This is a genomic window from Rhizobium leguminosarum bv. viciae USDA 2370 (assembly GCF_002008365.1).
In the GTDB taxonomy this organism is placed as follows: domain Bacteria; phylum Pseudomonadota; class Alphaproteobacteria; order Rhizobiales; family Rhizobiaceae; genus Rhizobium; species Rhizobium leguminosarum.
Window position 1 is genome coordinate 109,200 of sequence record NZ_MRDL01000039.1, and the last position, 17,699, is coordinate 126,898.

Consider the following 17,699-nt stretch of genomic DNA (forward strand, 5'->3'; position numbering starts at 1 on the left):
TTGGTCCTTGCGGATTTGAGCAAGATCCCGACAGGTCTCGCAAGGTCCCGAGAGAGGGATCGATCACTCCTCCTTATGTTCCTCCTTGTCGAACACGACCGTCCTTTCGGTTGGAAGGGCGCCCAGTCAAGGAGATAAACCATGACGAATATCAATGGAAAAATCGCGCTGGTCACCGGCGCCTCGAGCGGCATCGGTGCCGCTACCGCGTTGAAGCTCGCCGAGGCCGGCGCAAAGGTCGGTATCGCCGCCCGTCGCACCGACAAACTTGAAGGCCTCCAAAAGGAGATCGCCTCTGGGGGCGGTGAAGCCCTCGTGATCGAAATGGACGTGGTCGATCCAGCCTCCGTCGAAGCCAGCGTCAAAAAGCTGGTGGGTGCCTATGGTTCGATCGACATTCTCGTCAACAATGCTGGCCTGATGCCGCTTTCGGATGTGGATCAGTTTAAAGTCGACGAATGGCACCGGATGGTCGACGTCAATGTGAAAGGCCTGCTGAACACCACTGCTGCAGTTCTGCCGCAGATGATCAATCAACATTCGGGCCACATCTTCAACATGTCGTCGATTGCTGGCCGCAAGGTCTTCAAAGGCCTGTCGGTTTATTGCGCCACCAAACATGCGGTGGCCGCGTTCTCCGACGGCCTGCGCATGGAAGTGGGCCAGAAGCACAACATTCGGGTGACGTGCATCCAGCCAGGCGCCGTGGCGACCGAGCTGTATGATCACATCACGGAGCCTGGCTATTTCAAGCAGATGGACGACCTTGCCAAGCAGATGACGTTCCTGCAGGGCGCAGACATCGGCGACACCATCGTCTTCGCGGCGCAGGCGCCTGCCCATGTGAATGTCGCAGAACTCTTCGTTCTGCCGGTCGAACAGGGCTGGTAACCACACCAGAAGGTCTTTCAGCTTCCCCGCATACATGCGGGGAAGAGACTCACGAAGGAGCCGGACGATGAATGAGATTTCCGCTTCCCAGACCTATCGCCTGCTCGAACCCGGCCCGATCGTTCTTGTGACGACGAGCCTTGAGGGAACGCCCAATGTGATGACGATGGGTTTTCACATGATGATCCAGCATGCGCCGCCGCTGATCGGTTGCGTCATCGGCCCTTGGGACTTCAGCCACCAGACCTTGAAAAAGACCGGCGAATGCGTGATCGCGATTCCAGCGGTCGATCTTGCCGAAACCGTGGTGGACATCGGTAATTGCTCCGGTGACACGGTGGACAAGTTCGAGCGGTTCAGCCTGAGGACTCGTCCAGCAAAGGATGTCGCGGCGCCGTTGCTGGTGGACTGCCTTGCCAATATCGAATGCCGTGTTGCCGATCCGAGCTTCGTCGATCGATACAATCTCTTCATCCTCGAAGCAAAGAGGATCTGGATTGACGAGAGCCGCAAGGAACGACGGACCATGCATCATCGCGGTGACGGCAGCTTCACCGTGGATGGCGGCACACTCGATCTCCGGAAGCGCATGGTCAAGTGGCGGCACTTGCCATAAAGCGCGCCGCTGCACGCAAAAAAACATCCCTAAACTTCACATTGATTGAAAGGATATGAACATGTCCGCCTATCTCGTTGTCGATCTCGATATCCACGACCCCGAAGCCATTGCCGATTACCGCTCCAAGGCCCTGCCTCTGGTGGCAAAGGCCGGCGGCCGCCTCATTGCTCTCGATGACGCGCCGCTCGAACTCGAAGGCTGGCAGGCGACGAATATGCTGATCATCGAGTTTCACGATATGGATGCCATCCGTGGTCTCTTTGCATCGCCCGGATATGCGCCGCTCGCACACCAACGGCAGGCGGCCGCAGGTTCGCGGATCATTGCCTTGCGTGGCGTTTAATAAGATTCGAGGGCGCGCGATCCCGACAGCATTCGTCAGGGGAAACCGAAACTGCCTCGCCGATCACTGCAGAAGGAGCGTGCGGGCGAGTTGACGACTTCCTGTTGCGCTTCGCCCTCCGCCTATCAGGCGCCGGTCTCCGCCAGGGCCGGCGCCTTTACCTTGTCGATCCGGCATTGGAAGCAGTTGTTGCGCGCGGAACGCACATGCACATAGGCGATATCAGATCGTCCCAGCAGCTCTTTGCCATAGGCCGGAATATCGCCGATCTCAGTCACCGCGCCGGTACCGTAGACGATGCGGTCGTTCTCGCTGTAGCCGCGGACGATGAAGTCACGGCTCGTCGTCAGCATCGGCGGCATGATCTCTTCGGCGGCATAGCGTGCGCAAGGCTGCTTGTGCAGGAAGACAGGGCCGGTTTCGGCATAGGGCTGCAACTCGGGGAAGGGCCGGTAGGCAAAGACCAGCAACGCCTGGCCCGCATCGATATTCTGAAGGCAATGGCGGCAGGGATGGCCGGGACCATCGGAGACGATCGTCTCGGGCAGCCTGTCATAGGCGTCGCGGCCGCCGTTCCAGAGGTGTTCGGCGTCGGTCGTCGGCATGGCGACAAAACGAATGGCGGTCATGGCAGATCTCCTTTGTGATTGCCATGAAATGCACCTGGACGAGCGGGCAAGCCACCCGATTCTTGCCTGCGTCTGCATATGAGATCGCCGGAGAGTGAAAAGCGGAGTATCTTCTGCGCGTACGTTGTAAGCCGAAAGGAGAACGCCTTGGCCGACATCGATCTGGCGCTGCTGGCGCAACAGAATGCAGAAATACTGGAAGAGCTCAGGGCTCTGCGCCGGGAAGTGGCGGAACTGAAGGAACAGTCGGGCCGCACGCTCGATTTCGAACGCCGAAACGACCCGCGCCGCCCGAATAGCCTGACGCGGCGTTAGCCACCTCCGCTGACGTCGGGAAAGAAGCCGTCAGCTTTTCCGCGCAATCTCCAGAAGCTCCTTGTCGCTGAGCGGCCGGACGATGCCGGTGCCGGTCGAAACGGGAGAGAAGCCGTACATCTGGTAGAGCTGCAGCGCACGCGGATGGTCGAGATTGTTGGTGGTGGTGGTGACCCGCTTCGGATTGAGCGACCAGATGGCATAGAGCGCCTGCAGCAGGAACCATTTGCCGATGCCGAGACCGAGCGCATGTTCGATCAGGCCAAAATGGCTGAGCTCGATCATATCCTCGTCTTCGCAGAAATATTCGTAGAATCCGGCGGGCGCGCCGTTCACGTAGAGAACGCTGATATTGTTGCGCTTGTCGTTTAGCGTCTCGGCAAGCTGCTCGTCACTCATGCGCAACCGATCCACCCATTGCCAGCGCGCACCCACCTGCCGGTAGAGATAGCGGTAGAAGGGCAATGGGATCTCGGGAGCGCGCATGATCGCCGTCTGGATATTGACGGGCACCGGCATGCTTGCCTTCGGCGGCGCCGTCATTTCGAGCCGGGTGATGTGAGCTTTCAGCGAAGCGGGTGTCTTCCCCATGGCGATTAGGCTTTGACCGGCGTCGGCGGACCGGCGACGATGGGCGTATCGTCACGGCTGCCCCATTCGCTCCACGAGCCGTCATAAAGCTTGTTGTCGTGATGACCGAGCGATTCCAGCGCCAGCGTGATAATGGCGGCGGTGATTCCCGAGCCGCAAGACGTGACGACAGGCTTTGAAAGATCGATGCCTGCATCTTCGATCGTCTGCCTGAGTTCGGGCAGCGACTTGAACCGGCCCTGGTTGGCGAAGACGCCGGATGGCAGGCTGCGGGCGCCGGGCATATGGCCGGAGCGCATGCCGGCACGCGGTTCGGGTTCGGCGGCTGCAAAGCGGCCGGCGCTGCGGGCATCGGCGATCTGCATCGCGGCGCTGGAGACGATGTCGCGCATCGTATCGAGCGTCACCACGCGGCTTTCATCGAAATTCGGCGTAAAGGTCGCCGGCACATGCTTGGGTGCTGCGGTTTCCAGCGGACGGCCCTCGGCCTTCCAGCCGTCGAGACCGCCGTCGAGAACGAAGGCGTTTTTCGCGCCCATCACCCGGAACAGCCACCAGACGCGCGGCGAGGCGAACAGGCCGATGCCGTCATAAACGACGATCCGATCATTCTCGCTGATGCCGAGCCGGCCGACTTCGGCGGCAAAATAATCGGGCGAGGGGATCGTGTGCGGCAGCGACGTTGAATGATCGGCAATCTTGTCCTGATCGAAGCGGATGGCGCCGGGAATATGGCCGGCCGCATATTCGGCATCAGCATCGCGCTTCTGCGCCGGCAGATAGAAGGAGGCGTCCAGCACGCGCAGGTCAGCTTTGCCGAGCTCGGACTGCAGCCAGTCGGCCGAAACGACGAAACGGCTCTTGGTCTCACTCATGATGGTCTCCCTTGATGGTCAGGCTTCGTCGCCGGGCGTGCCGAAGCGGATGCGGAAGCGCCGGTTCTCTTTGCCCTTCTTCTCGATTTTGGCGATATGGATCCGGCCGACTTCCTGAGTCTCGGAGACATGTGTGCCGCCGCAGGGTTGGCTGTCAATCGAGGAGTTCTCGCCGATGCAGACGAGGCTGACGCGCCCGAGCCCCAGCGGCGGGCGCACGTTCTTCGATTTGACGATGTCGGGATTGGCCGTAAGCTCCTCGTCGGTGATCCATTGCAGATAGACCGGATGGTTCTGCTCGACCAGTTCCATCAGTTTGGTCGTCACCTCGTCCTTGTCGATCGTTTCGGCCATATCGAAGTCGACGCGGCTCTCCTCCTCGCCGACGGCAGCGCCGGTGATCGGATAGGAGCAGACGACGGAAAGCAGGTGGCAGGCCGTGTGCATGCGCATCAGCCTGTAACGGCGCGGCCAGTCGACATGCAGCACCAGCGTCTCGCCGACCGCAGGCCGCGGCTCGTTTTCGAGCGGCACATGGATGATGACATCTTTGCCTGGACCATGCTTCGTCTGACCGAGCGCGATCTTGCTGCCGTCGGCACGTTCGAGCTGGCCGGTGTCACCAGGCTGGCCACCTGATGTCGCATAGAAGCAGGTCTGGTCCAGTTCGATGCCCCCGTCTTCGTGAATGGCGGTGACGACCGCCTCGCACGTCGAGAGATAGAAGTCGTCACGATAGAGGGCATTGACCGGCATGGGCTCTCACACGGGTTCGTAGGGAACGTGGATATCGGGCGACTTGGCCATCCAGCCCGGAACGGGCAGCCCCTTCGAGGTGAGGAAATCCGGATTGAAGAGCTTCGACTGATAGCGGTTGCCGTAATCGCAGAGGATCGTCACCACCGTGTGACCAGGTCCAAGATCCCGGGCGAGATTGACCGCGCCGGCAATGTTGATCGCTGTCGAGCCGCCAAGGCAGAGGCCCTCGTTCTCGACGAGGTCGAAGAGATAGGGAAGCGCTTCGGCATCCGAGATCCGATAAGCATAGTCAGGCGTGAAACCCTCGAGATTGGCGGTGATGCGGCCCTGGCCAATGCCCTCGGTGATCGAGGATCCCTCGGATTTCAGCGCGCCGTTCTGGTAGAATTCATAGAGAGCGGCGCCATCGGGATCGGCGATGCCGATCTTGACGTCAGATTTGAAAGCCTTGAGGCCGGTAGCCACGCCTGCCAGCGTGCCGCCGGAGCCGACCGAGCAGATGAAGCCGTCGACCTTACCGTCGGTGTCTTTCCAGATTTCCTTGGCGGTCGTTTCGATATGCGCCTGCCGGTTGGCGACGTTGTCGAACTGGTTTGCCCAGATCGCCCCGTTCGGCTCGGTCTTCGCCAGCTGCTCTGCGAGCCGCCCGGACACCTTCACGTAGTTGTTCGGGTTCTTGTAGGCAACGGCGGGCACTTCGACGAGTTCGGCGCCAAGCAGCTTTAGCGCGTCTTTCTTTTCCTGGCTCTGCGTTTCCGGGATGACGATGACGGTGCGATAACCGAGCGCCTTGGCGACCAGCGTCAGCCCGATGCCGGTATTGCCGGCTGTACCCTCGACGATGACGCCGCCTGGACGAAGCAATCCCTTCCGCTCTGCGTCGCGGATGATGTAGAGCGCGGCGCGATCCTTCACCGACTGGCCGGGGTTCAGGAACTCCGCCTTGCCGAGAATGGTGCAGCCGGTCACCTCTGAGGCGCCCTTGAGTTTGATCAGGGGCGTGTTGCCGATGGCTTCAAGGACGGAGGGGTGGAAGGTCATGGAATCTGCCTCTATTCGAACTCTTACTTTAAGAACGGTCTTTTCCCTTCACAAGGCTGAGTTGGCAAGAAAAGCTATTCCACACCTCTGTCGGACGCGATAAAATTTGGCTTTCCTCCCCAAAATGACTATGGCCCCGCAATCCCGCCGTGTGCGGGGTGATCCGAAGATTGACTTTCCCCGTACGGATGACGACAAAGCGAAAACGGAGCGCGGCAACAGGGCGTGACCGAAACCGAGATGGTTCACGAGCAGATCGACACGATCGATGCATTGATGGCGCATTATGTCGCCGGCTCCTTGCCTGAGCCGGCGCGTGTGCTGGTGCAGTCTCATCTCGAAATGAAACCGGACAATCGCAGCCTGGTAAACAGCCTCGAGCTGCTGGCAGGCGAAGCTCTGGAAAACGCGCCTGAAGTCGCCATTGCCGATCGCGACGGGCGGCTTGCGGCGATCTTTTCCTCTGCATCTCCCGTCCCGGCGGCGCAGTCGGCCACGCGACCGGAAAATTCGCTGTTTCCTCAAGCGTTGCGTGCTCTCTTGGGCTTCGAGGCCGAGGATGTGCCCTGGCGCCGGCGATTGCCCGGTTTCAGGGAATATTCGCTCGACATGGACGGCTGCGAGGTCAGCCTGATGTGGATCCGGCCGGGCCGCGCCTTGCCGGCGCACACCCATAAAGGCATGGAACTGATCCTCATCCTCGACGGCGCCTTCAACGATGAACGCGGCCGTTTCGGTCCCGGCGACATCTCCATTGCCGACGAGACGGTCGACCACCGGCCGGTCGCCGAAAAGGACAGGCCTTGCATCGCCTTTGCCGTTTCGGACGGGCCGGTCAAGCTCACCGGATCCTTTCGTCAGATGATCGGCGACCTGATCGGCTGAAAGCAGCCACAATGGTGTGATAGAGCCCTAAATCCGGGAGGAGCAGAGAAACTTCCGGACCTGTTTTCGTGTTAATCAGGCGGCCCGGAGGAACATGTCATGCGTGATTTCATTGCCCATCCCGAACATGGAATCGTCTGGATTTCAGGCGCGAGTTCAGGCATTGGCCGGGCGCTTGCGTTAAAGCTCGCCGCCGAAGGATACAAGGTCGCCGTCACCGCCAGAAGTCACGAAAAGCTGGTGGAGCTGCAGACCGAAGCCCGCGGCCTTTCCGGCAGCATTGTCGTTCTCGACGGCGACGTCACCGATGCCGAGGATATGGAACATGTCATGGCCTCCATCGAATATGAGCACGGGACGCTCGCCATGGCGATCCTCAATGCCGGCGTCTATCTGCCGGTCCACGCCGAGGACCTGAACCGCAGCGATTTCGAAAAGAGCTTTGCCGTCAATCTCTCCGGCGTCGTCAACTGTCTGTTGCCCGCGATCCGCCATATGAAGGCGAAAGGGCAGGGACAGATCGCCATCGTTTCCTCCGTCACCGGCTATGGCGGCTTGCCGACAGGAGCTGCCTATGGCGCCACCAAAGCGGCGCTGATCAATATGGCCGAAAGCCTGAAATTCGATCTCGACAAGATGGGCATCCGCATCCAGCTCGTCAGCCCGGGCTTCGTCGATACGCCGGCGACGAGGAAAAATGCCTTTCCGATGCCGGCCCTGGTATCGGTCGAGGAAGCCGCCCGGGAGATTGCTGCCGGATTGAAATCGCAGGCCTTCGAGATCACTTTCCCGAAGCGCTTCACCACCATGCTGAAGCTCGCGCGTCTGCTCCCTTATGGCGCTTATTTCACGCTGGTGAACCGCGTGACCGGCTGGCGGGAGCGACCGCCATTGCCTGGTCACCATCCGGTGACGCCGCATGCGGCGGAATGATCAACGACGCGAAAACACGACCTGACGGACATCGATATTGCGAGCGCGGAAGCCGGCCTCGCAATAGAACAGATAGAATTCCCAGAGCCGTTTGAAGCGCTCGTCGAAGCCCATCGGGCGAATGCGCTCCCAGACCGACCAGAAACGCTCGCGCCATTCGGCAAGCGTGCGGGCGTAGTCGAGCCCGAAGCCGAAGTCCTTGACCAGCGACAGATCGACCTTGCCGGCGAGTTCGGCCAGATGGTTGCGCGTCGGCAGCATGCCGCCTGGAAAGACATATTTCTGGATGAAGTCAGGGTTGCTGCGATACTGGTCGAAGGATTCCGGCCGGATGGTGATGATCTGAAGGCCAGCCTTGCCGCCCGGCTTTAGACATTGCCTGAGCTTGGAGAAATAGGACGGCCAGTATTTTTCGCCGACCGCTTCGAACATCTCGATCGAAACGATCCGGTCGTAGAGCCCTGCTTCATCGCGGTAATCCTGGAAGCGGAATTCCACGCGGTCATCAAGGCCGGCCTTGTGGATGCGCTCCTCGGCAAAGGCAAGCTGCTCGCGGCTGATCGTCAGCCCTGTCACCTTGCACTTCAGCTCGCTTGCGGCAAATTCGGCAAAACCGCCCCAGCCACAGCCGATCTCCAGCACATGGTCGCCGGGCCCGATGCCGGTCGCCTCGGCAAGCGCCCGGTATTTGGCGTTCTGGGCCGATTGCAGATCGTTGGCGCCGGTGGAATAGAGTGCTGAGGAATAGGTCATGCTCGGATCGAGCCATTCCCTGTAGAAATCGTTGCCGAGATCGTAATGGGCGGAAATGTTGCGCTTCGAGCCCGTTTTGGTATTGGTGTTCATCCAATGGCGGACGCGCTCGAAGAGGCGGCCAAGACCGCCCTTGCCATGCGCATAGCTGAACGCGGCCTCGCCATTGACGAGGAAGAGTTCGAGGAAGGCGGCGATATCAGGGCTGTCCCAATCGCCGTCCATATAGGTTTCGGCGACCCCGATCGTGCCGCTCGTCAGCGCCCGATAGGCAAGGTTCCAGTTGTGGAGGCTGAGCGCCGCCTTTGGCCCGGCCTTCTTGCCCTCGACCAGCAGCCTGCGGCCGTCGGGAAGGGTAACGGCAAGCGAACCGTGCTGCATGTGCAGAAGTCCGCGCAGCGCCAGCTTTGCTTTGAAGGGCAGACCCTTCACCATGCGGGACATGTTTTCGGCCGTCAGCGTCACTGCATCACGAGCCAGCAGATTCCAGTCCTGCGCCTTGCTCATTTCTCCTCCTCCAGCATTTTCCTGCCGGTTAGGGACGAAGCACCCTTAATGATACGCGCGGCCGCCCCCCGGCCATTGCATCGAACGCTAATGTCATTCCGCCGCTTCCGCAAGCGGGCGAGGCTGGCGGACGCTGACTTCAGGCGGGGGCGCAGGACGCCGGACGTAGCGCGCCCCCTTCAGCCACAACTTCAACGCTTCCCAATGGATGCCGGCGATGATCTTGAAGGTGAGGAAGGGGATGCGCGCCGTCAACCCCAGCAGCAAGGCGCTGGTCAACGGCACCTGTCGTCCGGAAAATGTCGCCGAGAGAAGCGGGCCTTCGCAGTCGTTCTCCAGGATGCGCCAGCGGATTTCGGCGCCGGGCGGCAGCATGCGGAAATGATAGCGCGCCGCCATGCCGATGAAGGGTGAGACGTGGAAGAGCTTGTCGCAGCTCTGGCGAAGCCCGCTTTCCGACATCTCGCCACAGCCGACCGGACAGACATAGCTGTGCCGCTCGCCGAAAGTATTGCGCACCTCGTAGATCATCGCGACGACTGCGCCACCGGCATCATAGGCGTGATAGACTGAAAGCGGATTGAAGACATAGCCGAGAATTCGGGGATAACAGACGAGCAGGATCCTGTCCGCGCGGTCGAGCCCCGCCTTGGCGAGCAGCCGGTCGGCATAGGCACGCAGTGATGTGTCTCTGGTATCGGCATGGTCCCTCTCGTGAAACGAGATGAGATTGGGCCCATTGACGGAAAACAGCACCGATAACCCGCCGGCCTCGTCCAGTCTGTCGAGATCGACAAGCAGCGAAAAGACGCGGTAGCGGAAGCGATGGCCGAACGGTTTCATCCGTTGATGCATGATCTCGCCGACATAGAGCGCGGCGGCGGCATCCGGTGGGACACCATTGGCTACTGCGTTCATGCCAAGTTTTTCGCCGCGCCTTGTCATGCCGCCACGTCCGGTTGAGGTTCCGAGGTTCGGGCAGTCCGCCAGGGTATGATCCCGCCCAAGGCTTCTGCCGCCGCCAGACCGGAAACGAGGCCATCTTCATGGAAACCGTATCCCGTCCAGGCACCTGCGAAATGGCAATGGTTCTCTCCCTGAATGACGGCGAGCGCCTGCTGTGCGGCCATGGCGTCCGCCGAGAATTGCGGATGTTCATAGGTGAACTCGGCAAACACTTTATGGGGGTCCGGCTCGCGGTCGGGATTGAGGGTCACGAATAGCGGGAATTTATCGTCGATGCCCTGCAGCCGGTTCATCCAGTAGGTCACGGCTACGTCGGCCTTTCCATCTTCACGGCTTGAACGGAGATAGTTCCATGAGGCCCAAACCTTGCGCCGCTGCGGCATCAGCGATTGGTCGCGGTGCAGGACGACGCGGTTCGGCTGATAGGGGATGGCGGCGAGCAGCCTGCTTTCCCGATCGGTGGCATCGGCGAGCAGGCGGGCTGTCTGATCGCTGTGGCAGGCGAAAATCACCTTATCGAACGGGTGTTCGATCCCCGTCTCGTCGATGATCGTGACGCCGCGGTCGGAGCGGACGACGCTGCGCACGCCGCAGGAAAGTTTCACGCGTTCGCCGAGCGGCCGCAGCAGCCGGTCGAGATAGGTGCGGCTGCCGCCGGTCACTGTGCGCCACTGGTGCTGCCGGCGATAGATCAGCCGGTGATTGTCGAAGAAATTGACGAAATGCTCGGCGGGAAACTGCAGCATGCGGGTTGATGGTGTCGACCAGATCGCCGCCGCCATCGGCACGAGATAGTTGTTGGTGAATCCGGGCGAGAAGCCACGCCAGTCGAGATAATCGCCGATCGAGCGCGAGGCGAGATGGCCGGCGGCGCGATCTTCGAGGCATCTGCGGTTGAAGCGCAGGATCTCGCGGATCATCCATAGAAACGATGGCCGCAGCAGGTTGCGCTTTTGCGCAAAGATCGAGGACAGCCCGCCGCCGCTCCATTCCAGCCTGCCGCGATCCAGAGAGAGCGAAAAGCTCATATCGCTTGCATGTGTCGCGATGCCCAGTTCGGCAAACAGCGCCGTCAGGTTGGGGTAATTCTGTTCGTTATAGACGATGAAGCCGGTATCGACCGCAATTTGAACCCCGTCGTAATCGGCGTCGACCGTCGCCGTATGGCCTCCGGCCCGTGCTTGGCTTTCATAAAGCGTGACGTCGTGCACCTGACACAGCGCCCAGGTCGCGGAGGCGCCCGAGATGCCGGAGCCGATGACGGCGATCTTCAGCCGGCGTGGAGCTGGACGGAAGTGCGCGTTCATGCGGCATCCCTCGTGGCATTGTAGGCGGCGAGCGCCCGGTTGCGGGCGAGTGCGTGATCGACGATCGGTTTCGGATAGGTCTGGCCAAGCGCGATGCCGGCCTCGTCGAGCATGCTCCTCGGCGCCTCGAACGGCCGGTGGATGTATTTTGCCCCGAGCTCTCGAAGCTCCGGCACATAGGTCCTGACATAGTTGCCGTCGGGATCGAACTTTTCGCCCTGCAACACCGGATTGAAGATGCGGAAAAACGGCGAGGCATCGGCTCCCGAGCCCGCCACCCATTGCCAGCTTGCCGCATTGTTGGCGGGATCGGCATCGACAAGCGTATCCCGGAACCAAGCTTCGCCCCGGCGCCAGTCGATCATCAGATCCTTGATGAGGAAGGAGGCGACGATCATGCGTACGCGATTGTGCATCCAGCCATGGCGCCAGAGCTGGCGCATGCCGGCATCAATGATCGGATAGCCGGTCATGCCGCGGTGCCACGCCTTGAAATCGTCGTCGTCGTTGCGCCATTCGAAGCCGTCGAAACGCTCGTTCCAGTTGTTCGATGCAAGACGCGGGAAGTGGAAAAGCAGGTGATAGGAGAATTCGCGCCAGGCGATCTCCTTGCGAAAATGCACGACATCGGCCACTGCCACCCGTTTCGACAGGCCGCGTGTGGCATCCCAGATGCGGGCAGGGGAGATCTCGCCGAACGCCAGGTGTGGCGACAGCATCGACGTCGCGCGTCTCGCAGGATAGTCTCGGTTTTCCTTGTAGCCGTCGAGCGCGTCTTCGATGAAGGCACGCAGCTTCTCATGCGCGCCCTCTTCGCCGGGAGTCCAGAGATCGGTAAAATCGCCCGCCCAGTCCGGTTTCGTCGGGAGCAGCTTCCAGCTCTCCAGCGCTTCTGATTTCGGAAATTGCGACGCAAGCCGCAGTTTTGCCGGCGCCTCCAGCGGCGGCTCCGGTTCGCCGCCGCCCTCCAGCGCGCGCCAGAACGGCGTGTAGACGCGATAGGGCGTGCCGTTGCCGGTCACCAGCCGGGAAGGGTCGTGCAGCAACTGGCCCCCAAAGCTTCTTGCCTCGATCGCCTGCTTTTCCAATTCGTGCTTGATACGGTCGTCGATGGAGATGCCGGCTGGATCGTAGCGCCGGTTCCAAAAGACGGCTTCGGCCCCGCTCTCCCTGATGAAGGCGCGGAGCACTTCGAACGCCTCGCCGCTTGCCAGCACCAGCCGACTTCTCCGCTTGCGCAGCGATCTGTCGAGCGCTTCCAGCGAATGATGCAGCCACCAGGCCTGCGCAGCGCCCAGCGGACCGGTGCCTGCTGCCTCCGGCTCGCTTATATAGAGGGGGATGATAGGACGCCCGGAGCGATGGGCGGCATCGAGAGCCCGGTTGTCGTCAAGGCGCAAGTCCTTGCGAAACCAGAGGATAACAGGGTTTGCGATGTCCTTTGCCAATGAAGCCGTTCCGTTGGTGTTCTTTTCAACCTGCTACGGATGTACGGAGCGCGCGGATCAAAAGTTTCATCCGGCGGAAAAAGCTTTTCATGGCCTTCGGGATATCAAAAAGGCCGGCGTGAACCGGCCTTTTCTGAGAGCAGCAGTCTGTCGGTTAGTTGTCGTATTCGCGGCAGGCTTCGCTGATCGATGCGCCGCTCTGGCCACCGCGCGTGTCGACGCCGGACATCTGTTGCGGCATGCCGGGGCATTCCATCGTCCTCGGCTGGCCGATGCTCTGTGTCGTCGTCGGATCGACCGGCGAGACGGGTACCGGACGAATGCCGTTGTCATCGTTGGTGTAGTCGGATGAATAGGTACCCGAATTCGGATCAGTCGAGCCGCCATTTGTCGGCCCGATTGGATCGGGGTTCGACTGGGCAAAGGCTGACGATGCCATGCCGATCGCAAGCAGCGAAGCGGCGATAAGGGACTTAGACATGGGATATCCTCCTTGGATTTTCATCTTGGATGACCCAGGCGTAACCGGCTGATGGAATCATTGTTCCGAAATTTGCCGAAAACCTGCATTCAAGCCTCGCTGCGTACCCGGCATGGTTATGCGTAAACCTTAACGGGCGATGGCGCTGGATCGGCGCCGGCGCATGTCCTACTTGCATGCGGAGATACTAAAAAAACCGTGGCATGAGGCCGCTATGTTCATCTCCATTCGCGAAGCCGCAGATCTTGGTCTCCAGATCGCACTTGTGCTCACCTTGACGATGAGTGGCATGGCGGTCGCCTCCTACGCCGTCAGGAATGACAGGGCTAAAATTTCCGCGATCGACGTCAGCCGTCCCTCGCTCTGGACCGCCGCGCCGATGCGCGTCGATCCGGCTACGCAAGCCTACCTGCGCGCCGATGCTTCGGCCGCACTGGAGCCGATGGTGCCAATGACCTCTGCCACGACCCGATTGGCCTCCGGCTTTCCTGCGACTTGATCGTCACCTCGGGTACGGCGGCCTTCTAGGCGAAGGCGGTTCGAAGGCGTCACCGCCATCCTCCCGAAAGCTTGCAAAACGCCATGATTTGCCGTTTCATCGAGACAGCGACCACCGTTCGACTCTTTCCCTGAAGGATTCAGCCTTTTGTCTATGCCGATGCCCCGCGGCTTTGAGAAGCCGTATGCCGCCTTCCTGTTCGATATGGACGGCACCATCCTCAATTCGATCCATGCGGCCGAGCGTGCATGGAGTGACTGGGCAAGGCGCCATGGGCTCGATGTCGCCACGTTTTTGCCGAAGATGCATGGATCGCGCGGCATTGACACGATCACCCGGCTGAACCTGCCCGGCGTTGATCCCGAACATGAATCAAGACTGGTGACCGAGGCTGAAATCGCCGATGTCAGCGATGTCGTTGCCATTCCCGGCGCCGCGACCTTTCTGAGTTCATTGCCCCCGGATCGCTGGGCGATCGTCACCTCCTCGCCGTTGCGCCTTGCTCACCGGCGACTGGAGGCAGCAGGCTTGCCGGTGCCGAGATTTATGGTGACGGCTGAGGACGTCAAGGTCGGAAAACCCGACCCGCAATGTTATATTCTCGGAGCCGAACGCCTCGGCGTCAGCACGCAGGATTGCCTGGTGTTCGAGGATGTCGCAGCCGGCATCACCGCCGGCGAGGCGGCGGGTGCCGATGTCATGGTCATCACGGCAACACATCACCACAAGATGGAGACGCCGCACCCGACTCTCTCATCCTATGACGAGGTCTCGGTCCGCATCGCGGCCGAACACAGGATGCTGATCGTCCCGAACAGGGCCTGACAATGCTCCGGCTGCGTCCTGCTTGCTTTTGTACGGTTCACTCCGCGGCTGCGGCAAGACAGCGATCGATGATCCTGCCGATTTCGCTGCGGCAGGAGCCGCAATTGGTTCCAGCGCTCGTTTCCTTGCCGACCGCCTCGACGCCGTGACATCCGCCGCGCACGGCAGCAGCGATCTGGTTGACCCCGACACTGAAGCAGGAGCAGACGGTTGCGCCCGGATCCGGCCTGCCGGCGCCGGGACGGCCTGCAACGAGCGCAAAGCGTTTCCTGAGGTCGCCATGCGAGGCTGAAAGCTGCGAGATCGCCCAATTGCGTGCGACGGCGACGGGCTCGCGGGCGAGAAACAGCGCGGCAAGCAAGACCTCGCCATCGAAGAAGGCGAGCCTCAGGTCGCCGGATTGCCGGTCGGCATAACCAAGCGGTTCGATCTCTGCCGGAATGGCGAAAACCGCGCGGCACCAGGCCGTCCAGTCTTCGACGTTTTCGCTGAAAGCAAGCTCCAGCCGCCAGCCGCCGGCGGCTTTTGCCAGTGCCCAATAGGCGGCGTCAGGCGTGGCGGGTTTTGTGGCGGAGACGGCGAAACCGTAATGGGTGGCGCGAAACGGCCGGACGGCGACGGCAACGTTCTTCGATGCCGGCTGACCGGAAACAGGATCGGTGATCGGTGCGACCACAGCGTCGATCCGCGCTCTTGCGGCGAACTGGTCGTTCCAGTGCATCGGCGCAAAGATGCCGCCGCGTGCCTGGCGATCGGTGACCAGCGCCCTGACGATTGCCTTGCCGTGTGGGCTGTCGATTTCGACGAGGCCCGCGCTTGATATACCGGTCTCGATCGCGTCGCGCGGATGGATTTCCGCAAAAGGTTCGGCGATATGGGCAGAAAGCCGCGCGCTTTTTCCGGTTCGCGTCATCGTGTGCCACTGGTCGCGGATGCGCCCGGTATTCAGCGTGAAGGGGTACTCGGCATTGGTGCGATCGGTTGCGGGCGGTTTGACCGCGACGAAGCGCGCCTTGCCATCGGGATGGAAGAAACCGCCCTCGGCAAAGAAGCGGGTGACGCTGGGTGCGGTCCCTGCGGCGTGCGGCCACTGAAAGGGCGACAGCTCCTCATAGGCGCCGCCGCTCATGCCGGCGCGCGCGCCGATGTCGAAATCGCGGCTGCCGTTATTTTCGAAGGCCGAAAGCGCGGCATGCTCCGCAAAGATTGCGTCCGGCGCATCAAAATCGAAGGCGCCAGCAAATCCCATGCGGCGTCCGACCTCTGCAAGCTGCCACCAGTCCGCCCTCGCATCGCCGGGAATGTCGAGAAACGGCCGTTGCCTTGAAATGCGCCGTTCGGAATTGGTGACGGTGCCATCCTTCTCGCCCCAGCCGAGCGAGGGCAGAAGCACATCTGCGTGCCGGGTCGTGTCCGTCTCTTTGAGGATGTCCGACACGACGACGAAGGGACAGGCGGCGATCGCGCTTTCGACGCTGTCGGCATCCGGCATCGAGACGACGGGATTGGTCGCCATGATCCAGAGCGCCTTGATGCGCCCGTCGGCCACGGCGCGGAACATGTCGACTGCCTTCAGGCCGGGCTTTGCGGCGATGACGGGCGAGTTCCAGAAGCGCTGCACGCGATCCCGATCGTCGGCATTCTCGATCGCCATATGGGCGGCAAGCATATTGGCGAGACCGCCGACCTCGCGCCCGCCCATGGCGTTGGGCTGGCCGGTCAGCGAGAACGGTCCCATGCCGGGACGGCCAATGCGACCGGTCGCCAGGTGGCAGTTGAGGATTGCATTGACCTTGTCGGTGCCGGAGGAGGATTGGTTGACACCCTGGCTGTAGCAGGTCACGACCTTCGGCGTCGTCTCGAACAGGCGGAAGAACTCCCTGATCTGCATGGCCGGCAGGCCGGTCCGCTCCAGGAGATCGTTGATATCAAGCGCTGCCGCCGCCGCAAAAGCTTCGGCGAAACCTTCGGTATGGGCGGCGATATAATTCTGGTCGATTGCCGGACTGGTCGCGAGATGGGCAAGCAGTCCCATGAACAGCGCGACGTCGCCGTCCGGACGGATGGCGAGATGCAGGTCGGCAATATCGCAGGTCATCGTCCGGCGCGGATCGATGACGACGATCCGCATGTTTGGCCGCGCCGTCTTTGCGGCGGCAAGCCGCTGGTAGATGACGGGATGACACCAGGCAAGATTGGAGCCGGTCAGGATCACCAGATCCGCAAGCTCGATATCCTCATAGGTCCCAGGCACCGTATCGGCGCCGAAGGCGCGGCGATGCCCCGCCACGGAAGAGGACATGCAGAGCCTTGAATTGGTGTCGATATTGCCGGAACCGATGAAGCCCTTCATCAGCTTGTTGGCAACGTAGTAATCCTCGGTCAGCAACTAGCCCGAGACGTAGAAGGCAACCGCGTCAGGCCCGTGTTCGGCGATCGTTTCAGAAAAACGCCGGGCGACCAGATCAAGCGCCTCGTCCCAGTCGCTCCGTTCGCCTGCGATCTCGGGGTAGAGAAGCCGGCCATCGAGGTCGATGGTTTCGGCAAGGGCAGAACCCTTCGAGCAGAGCCGGCCGAAATTCGCCGGATGCTCGGGATCTCCTTTGACGCTGACTGCGCCTGCCTCGTCGATCGTGGCGAGAACGCCGCAGCCGACGCCGCAATAGGGACAGGTGGTTTTGACCTCAGCCGCCATCTATTCCGCCGCCATCATCAGGCTTTCCAAGGCGATGAATAGCCGGCCGTCTTCGTTCAGCACCGGTATCGTCCGGACCTCGCCTTCGTCGGCGCCGAGCGCCCTGCCTGTTTCCAGCGAGATCACCCAGTTGTGCAGCGGGCAGGTGACTGACTTGGCGTGGACGATGCCCTGGGAGAGCGGGCCGCCCTTGTGCGGGCAGTGATCCTCGATGGCGAAGACCTCGTTTTCGGCCGTGCGGAAGACGGCAATCTTGCCCTGCGGCGTCTTCACGCAGCGCGCACCGCGTAGCGGGATATCGGAGATGTCACCGATTGCGATCCAGTTCATATCCATC

Annotated in this window: 18 protein-coding genes and 2 pseudogenes; 8 read left to right on the top strand and 12 right to left on the bottom strand. The window is 61.3% G+C overall.

All coding sequences use genetic code 11. The annotated features are described in order from the left end of the window. The first annotated feature begins 141 nt into the window (after positions 1-141). From BS629_RS21100 to BS629_RS21110, 3 genes are all read left to right on the top strand, one after another. Positions 142-891, top strand: a complete 750-nt coding sequence (locus BS629_RS21100) for an SDR family oxidoreductase (protein ID WP_077988443.1) — start codon at positions 142-144, stop codon at positions 889-891. Between the two features lie 67 nt (positions 892-958). Continuing rightward, positions 959-1,507 (top strand): flavin reductase family protein, encoded by a 549-nt coding sequence (locus BS629_RS21105; protein ID WP_018241732.1) that lies wholly within the window; start codon positions 959-961, stop codon positions 1,505-1,507. Between the two features lie 61 nt (positions 1,508-1,568). Beyond that, positions 1,569-1,853, top strand: coding sequence for a DUF1330 domain-containing protein (locus tag BS629_RS21110; protein ID WP_026188366.1), 285 nt, complete (start codon positions 1,569-1,571; stop codon positions 1,851-1,853). Between the two features lie 125 nt (positions 1,854-1,978). Here BS629_RS21110 and BS629_RS21115 read toward each other — a convergent pair whose 3' ends face one another. Continuing rightward, positions 1,979-2,482, bottom strand: a complete 504-nt coding sequence (locus BS629_RS21115) for a DUF1203 domain-containing protein (protein ID WP_018241734.1) — start codon at positions 2,480-2,482, stop codon at positions 1,979-1,981. A 78-nt stretch (positions 2,483-2,560) separates the two neighbouring features. Between BS629_RS21115 and BS629_RS21120 the strand changes: the two genes are divergently transcribed. Then, entirely contained in the window at positions 2,561-2,797 is a 237-nt protein-coding gene (locus BS629_RS21120; protein ID WP_018241735.1) for a hypothetical protein, read from the top strand. A gap of 30 nt (positions 2,798-2,827) precedes the next feature. On the opposite strand, the gene BS629_RS21125 is transcribed toward BS629_RS21120, so the two are convergent. The 4 genes from BS629_RS21125 to BS629_RS21140 are packed head-to-tail and all read right to left on the bottom strand — an operon-like array spanning position 2,828 to position 6,063. Continuing rightward, complete coding sequence (locus BS629_RS21125; RefSeq protein ID WP_017963991.1) at positions 2,828-3,388, bottom strand: GNAT family N-acetyltransferase; 561 nt, start codon at positions 3,386-3,388, stop codon at positions 2,828-2,830. 5 nt (positions 3,389-3,393) lie between these two features. Then, the gene (sseA, locus tag BS629_RS21130) at positions 3,394-4,263 is read right to left on the bottom strand and encodes a 3-mercaptopyruvate sulfurtransferase (protein WP_018241736.1); all 870 of its coding nucleotides are present in this window, start codon (positions 4,261-4,263) and stop codon (positions 3,394-3,396) included. An 18-nt stretch (positions 4,264-4,281) separates the two neighbouring features. Then, complete coding sequence (locus BS629_RS21135) at positions 4,282-5,019, bottom strand: alanyl-tRNA editing protein (protein WP_018241737.1); 738 nt, start codon at positions 5,017-5,019, stop codon at positions 4,282-4,284. A gap of 6 nt (positions 5,020-5,025) precedes the next feature. Then, positions 5,026-6,063 (bottom strand): cysteine synthase A, encoded by a 1,038-nt coding sequence (locus BS629_RS21140; RefSeq protein WP_018241738.1) that lies wholly within the window; start codon positions 6,061-6,063, stop codon positions 5,026-5,028. Positions 6,064-6,288: 225 nt separating this feature from the next. On the opposite strand from BS629_RS21140, the gene BS629_RS21145 reads away from it, so the two are divergent. After that, entirely contained in the window at positions 6,289-6,948 is a 660-nt protein-coding gene (locus BS629_RS21145; protein WP_018241739.1) for a ChrR family anti-sigma-E factor, read from the top strand. 99 nt (positions 6,949-7,047) lie between these two features. Then, entirely contained in the window at positions 7,048-7,881 is an 834-nt protein-coding gene (locus tag BS629_RS21150) for an SDR family NAD(P)-dependent oxidoreductase (protein WP_018241740.1), read from the top strand. Here the strand turns inward: BS629_RS21150 and BS629_RS21155 are convergent, their stop codons facing one another. The 5 genes from BS629_RS21155 to BS629_RS21175 form a co-directional block, all read right to left on the bottom strand. Then, a complete protein-coding gene (locus tag BS629_RS21155; RefSeq protein WP_018241741.1) occupies positions 7,882-9,141 on the bottom strand; it encodes an SAM-dependent methyltransferase in 1,260 nt (419 codons plus the stop codon). It lies immediately after the preceding gene. A 93-nt stretch (positions 9,142-9,234) separates the two neighbouring features. Then, entirely contained in the window at positions 9,235-10,086 is an 852-nt protein-coding gene (locus tag BS629_RS21160; RefSeq protein WP_018241742.1) for a DUF1365 domain-containing protein, read from the bottom strand. Continuing rightward, complete coding sequence (locus tag BS629_RS21165) at positions 10,083-11,414, bottom strand: NAD(P)/FAD-dependent oxidoreductase (RefSeq protein ID WP_018241743.1); 1,332 nt, start codon at positions 11,412-11,414, stop codon at positions 10,083-10,085. Before BS629_RS21165 ends, BS629_RS21160 begins: the two co-directional genes overlap by 4 nt. Then, positions 11,411-12,862 (bottom strand): cryptochrome/photolyase family protein, encoded by a 1,452-nt coding sequence (locus BS629_RS21170; RefSeq protein WP_018241744.1) that lies wholly within the window; start codon positions 12,860-12,862, stop codon positions 11,411-11,413. The genes BS629_RS21165 and BS629_RS21170 overlap by 4 nt, the downstream gene beginning before the upstream one ends. A gap of 154 nt (positions 12,863-13,016) precedes the next feature. Then, the gene (locus BS629_RS21175; RefSeq protein ID WP_018241745.1) at positions 13,017-13,343 is read right to left on the bottom strand and encodes a hypothetical protein; all 327 of its coding nucleotides are present in this window, start codon (positions 13,341-13,343) and stop codon (positions 13,017-13,019) included. A gap of 214 nt (positions 13,344-13,557) precedes the next feature. Here BS629_RS21175 and BS629_RS21180 point away from each other — a divergent pair. Both BS629_RS21180 and BS629_RS21185 read left to right on the top strand, forming a co-directional pair. Continuing rightward, a pseudogene (locus BS629_RS21180) lies at positions 13,558-13,871 on the top strand (hypothetical protein). A 118-nt stretch (positions 13,872-13,989) separates the two neighbouring features. Further along, positions 13,990-14,667, top strand: coding sequence for an HAD family hydrolase (locus BS629_RS21185; RefSeq protein ID WP_018241746.1), 678 nt, complete (start codon positions 13,990-13,992; stop codon positions 14,665-14,667). Between the two features lie 37 nt (positions 14,668-14,704). On the opposite strand, the pseudogene BS629_RS21190 reads toward BS629_RS21185, so the two are convergent. Beyond that, positions 14,705-17,362, bottom strand: a pseudogene (locus BS629_RS21190) (nitrate reductase). Beyond that, positions 17,363-17,698 carry a nitrite reductase small subunit NirD gene (nirD, locus tag BS629_RS21195; RefSeq protein WP_018241748.1) on the bottom strand — a complete coding sequence of 112 codons (336 nt, stop codon included), beginning with the start codon at positions 17,696-17,698 and terminating at the stop codon, positions 17,363-17,365. Position 17,699: the final 1 nt, after the last annotated feature.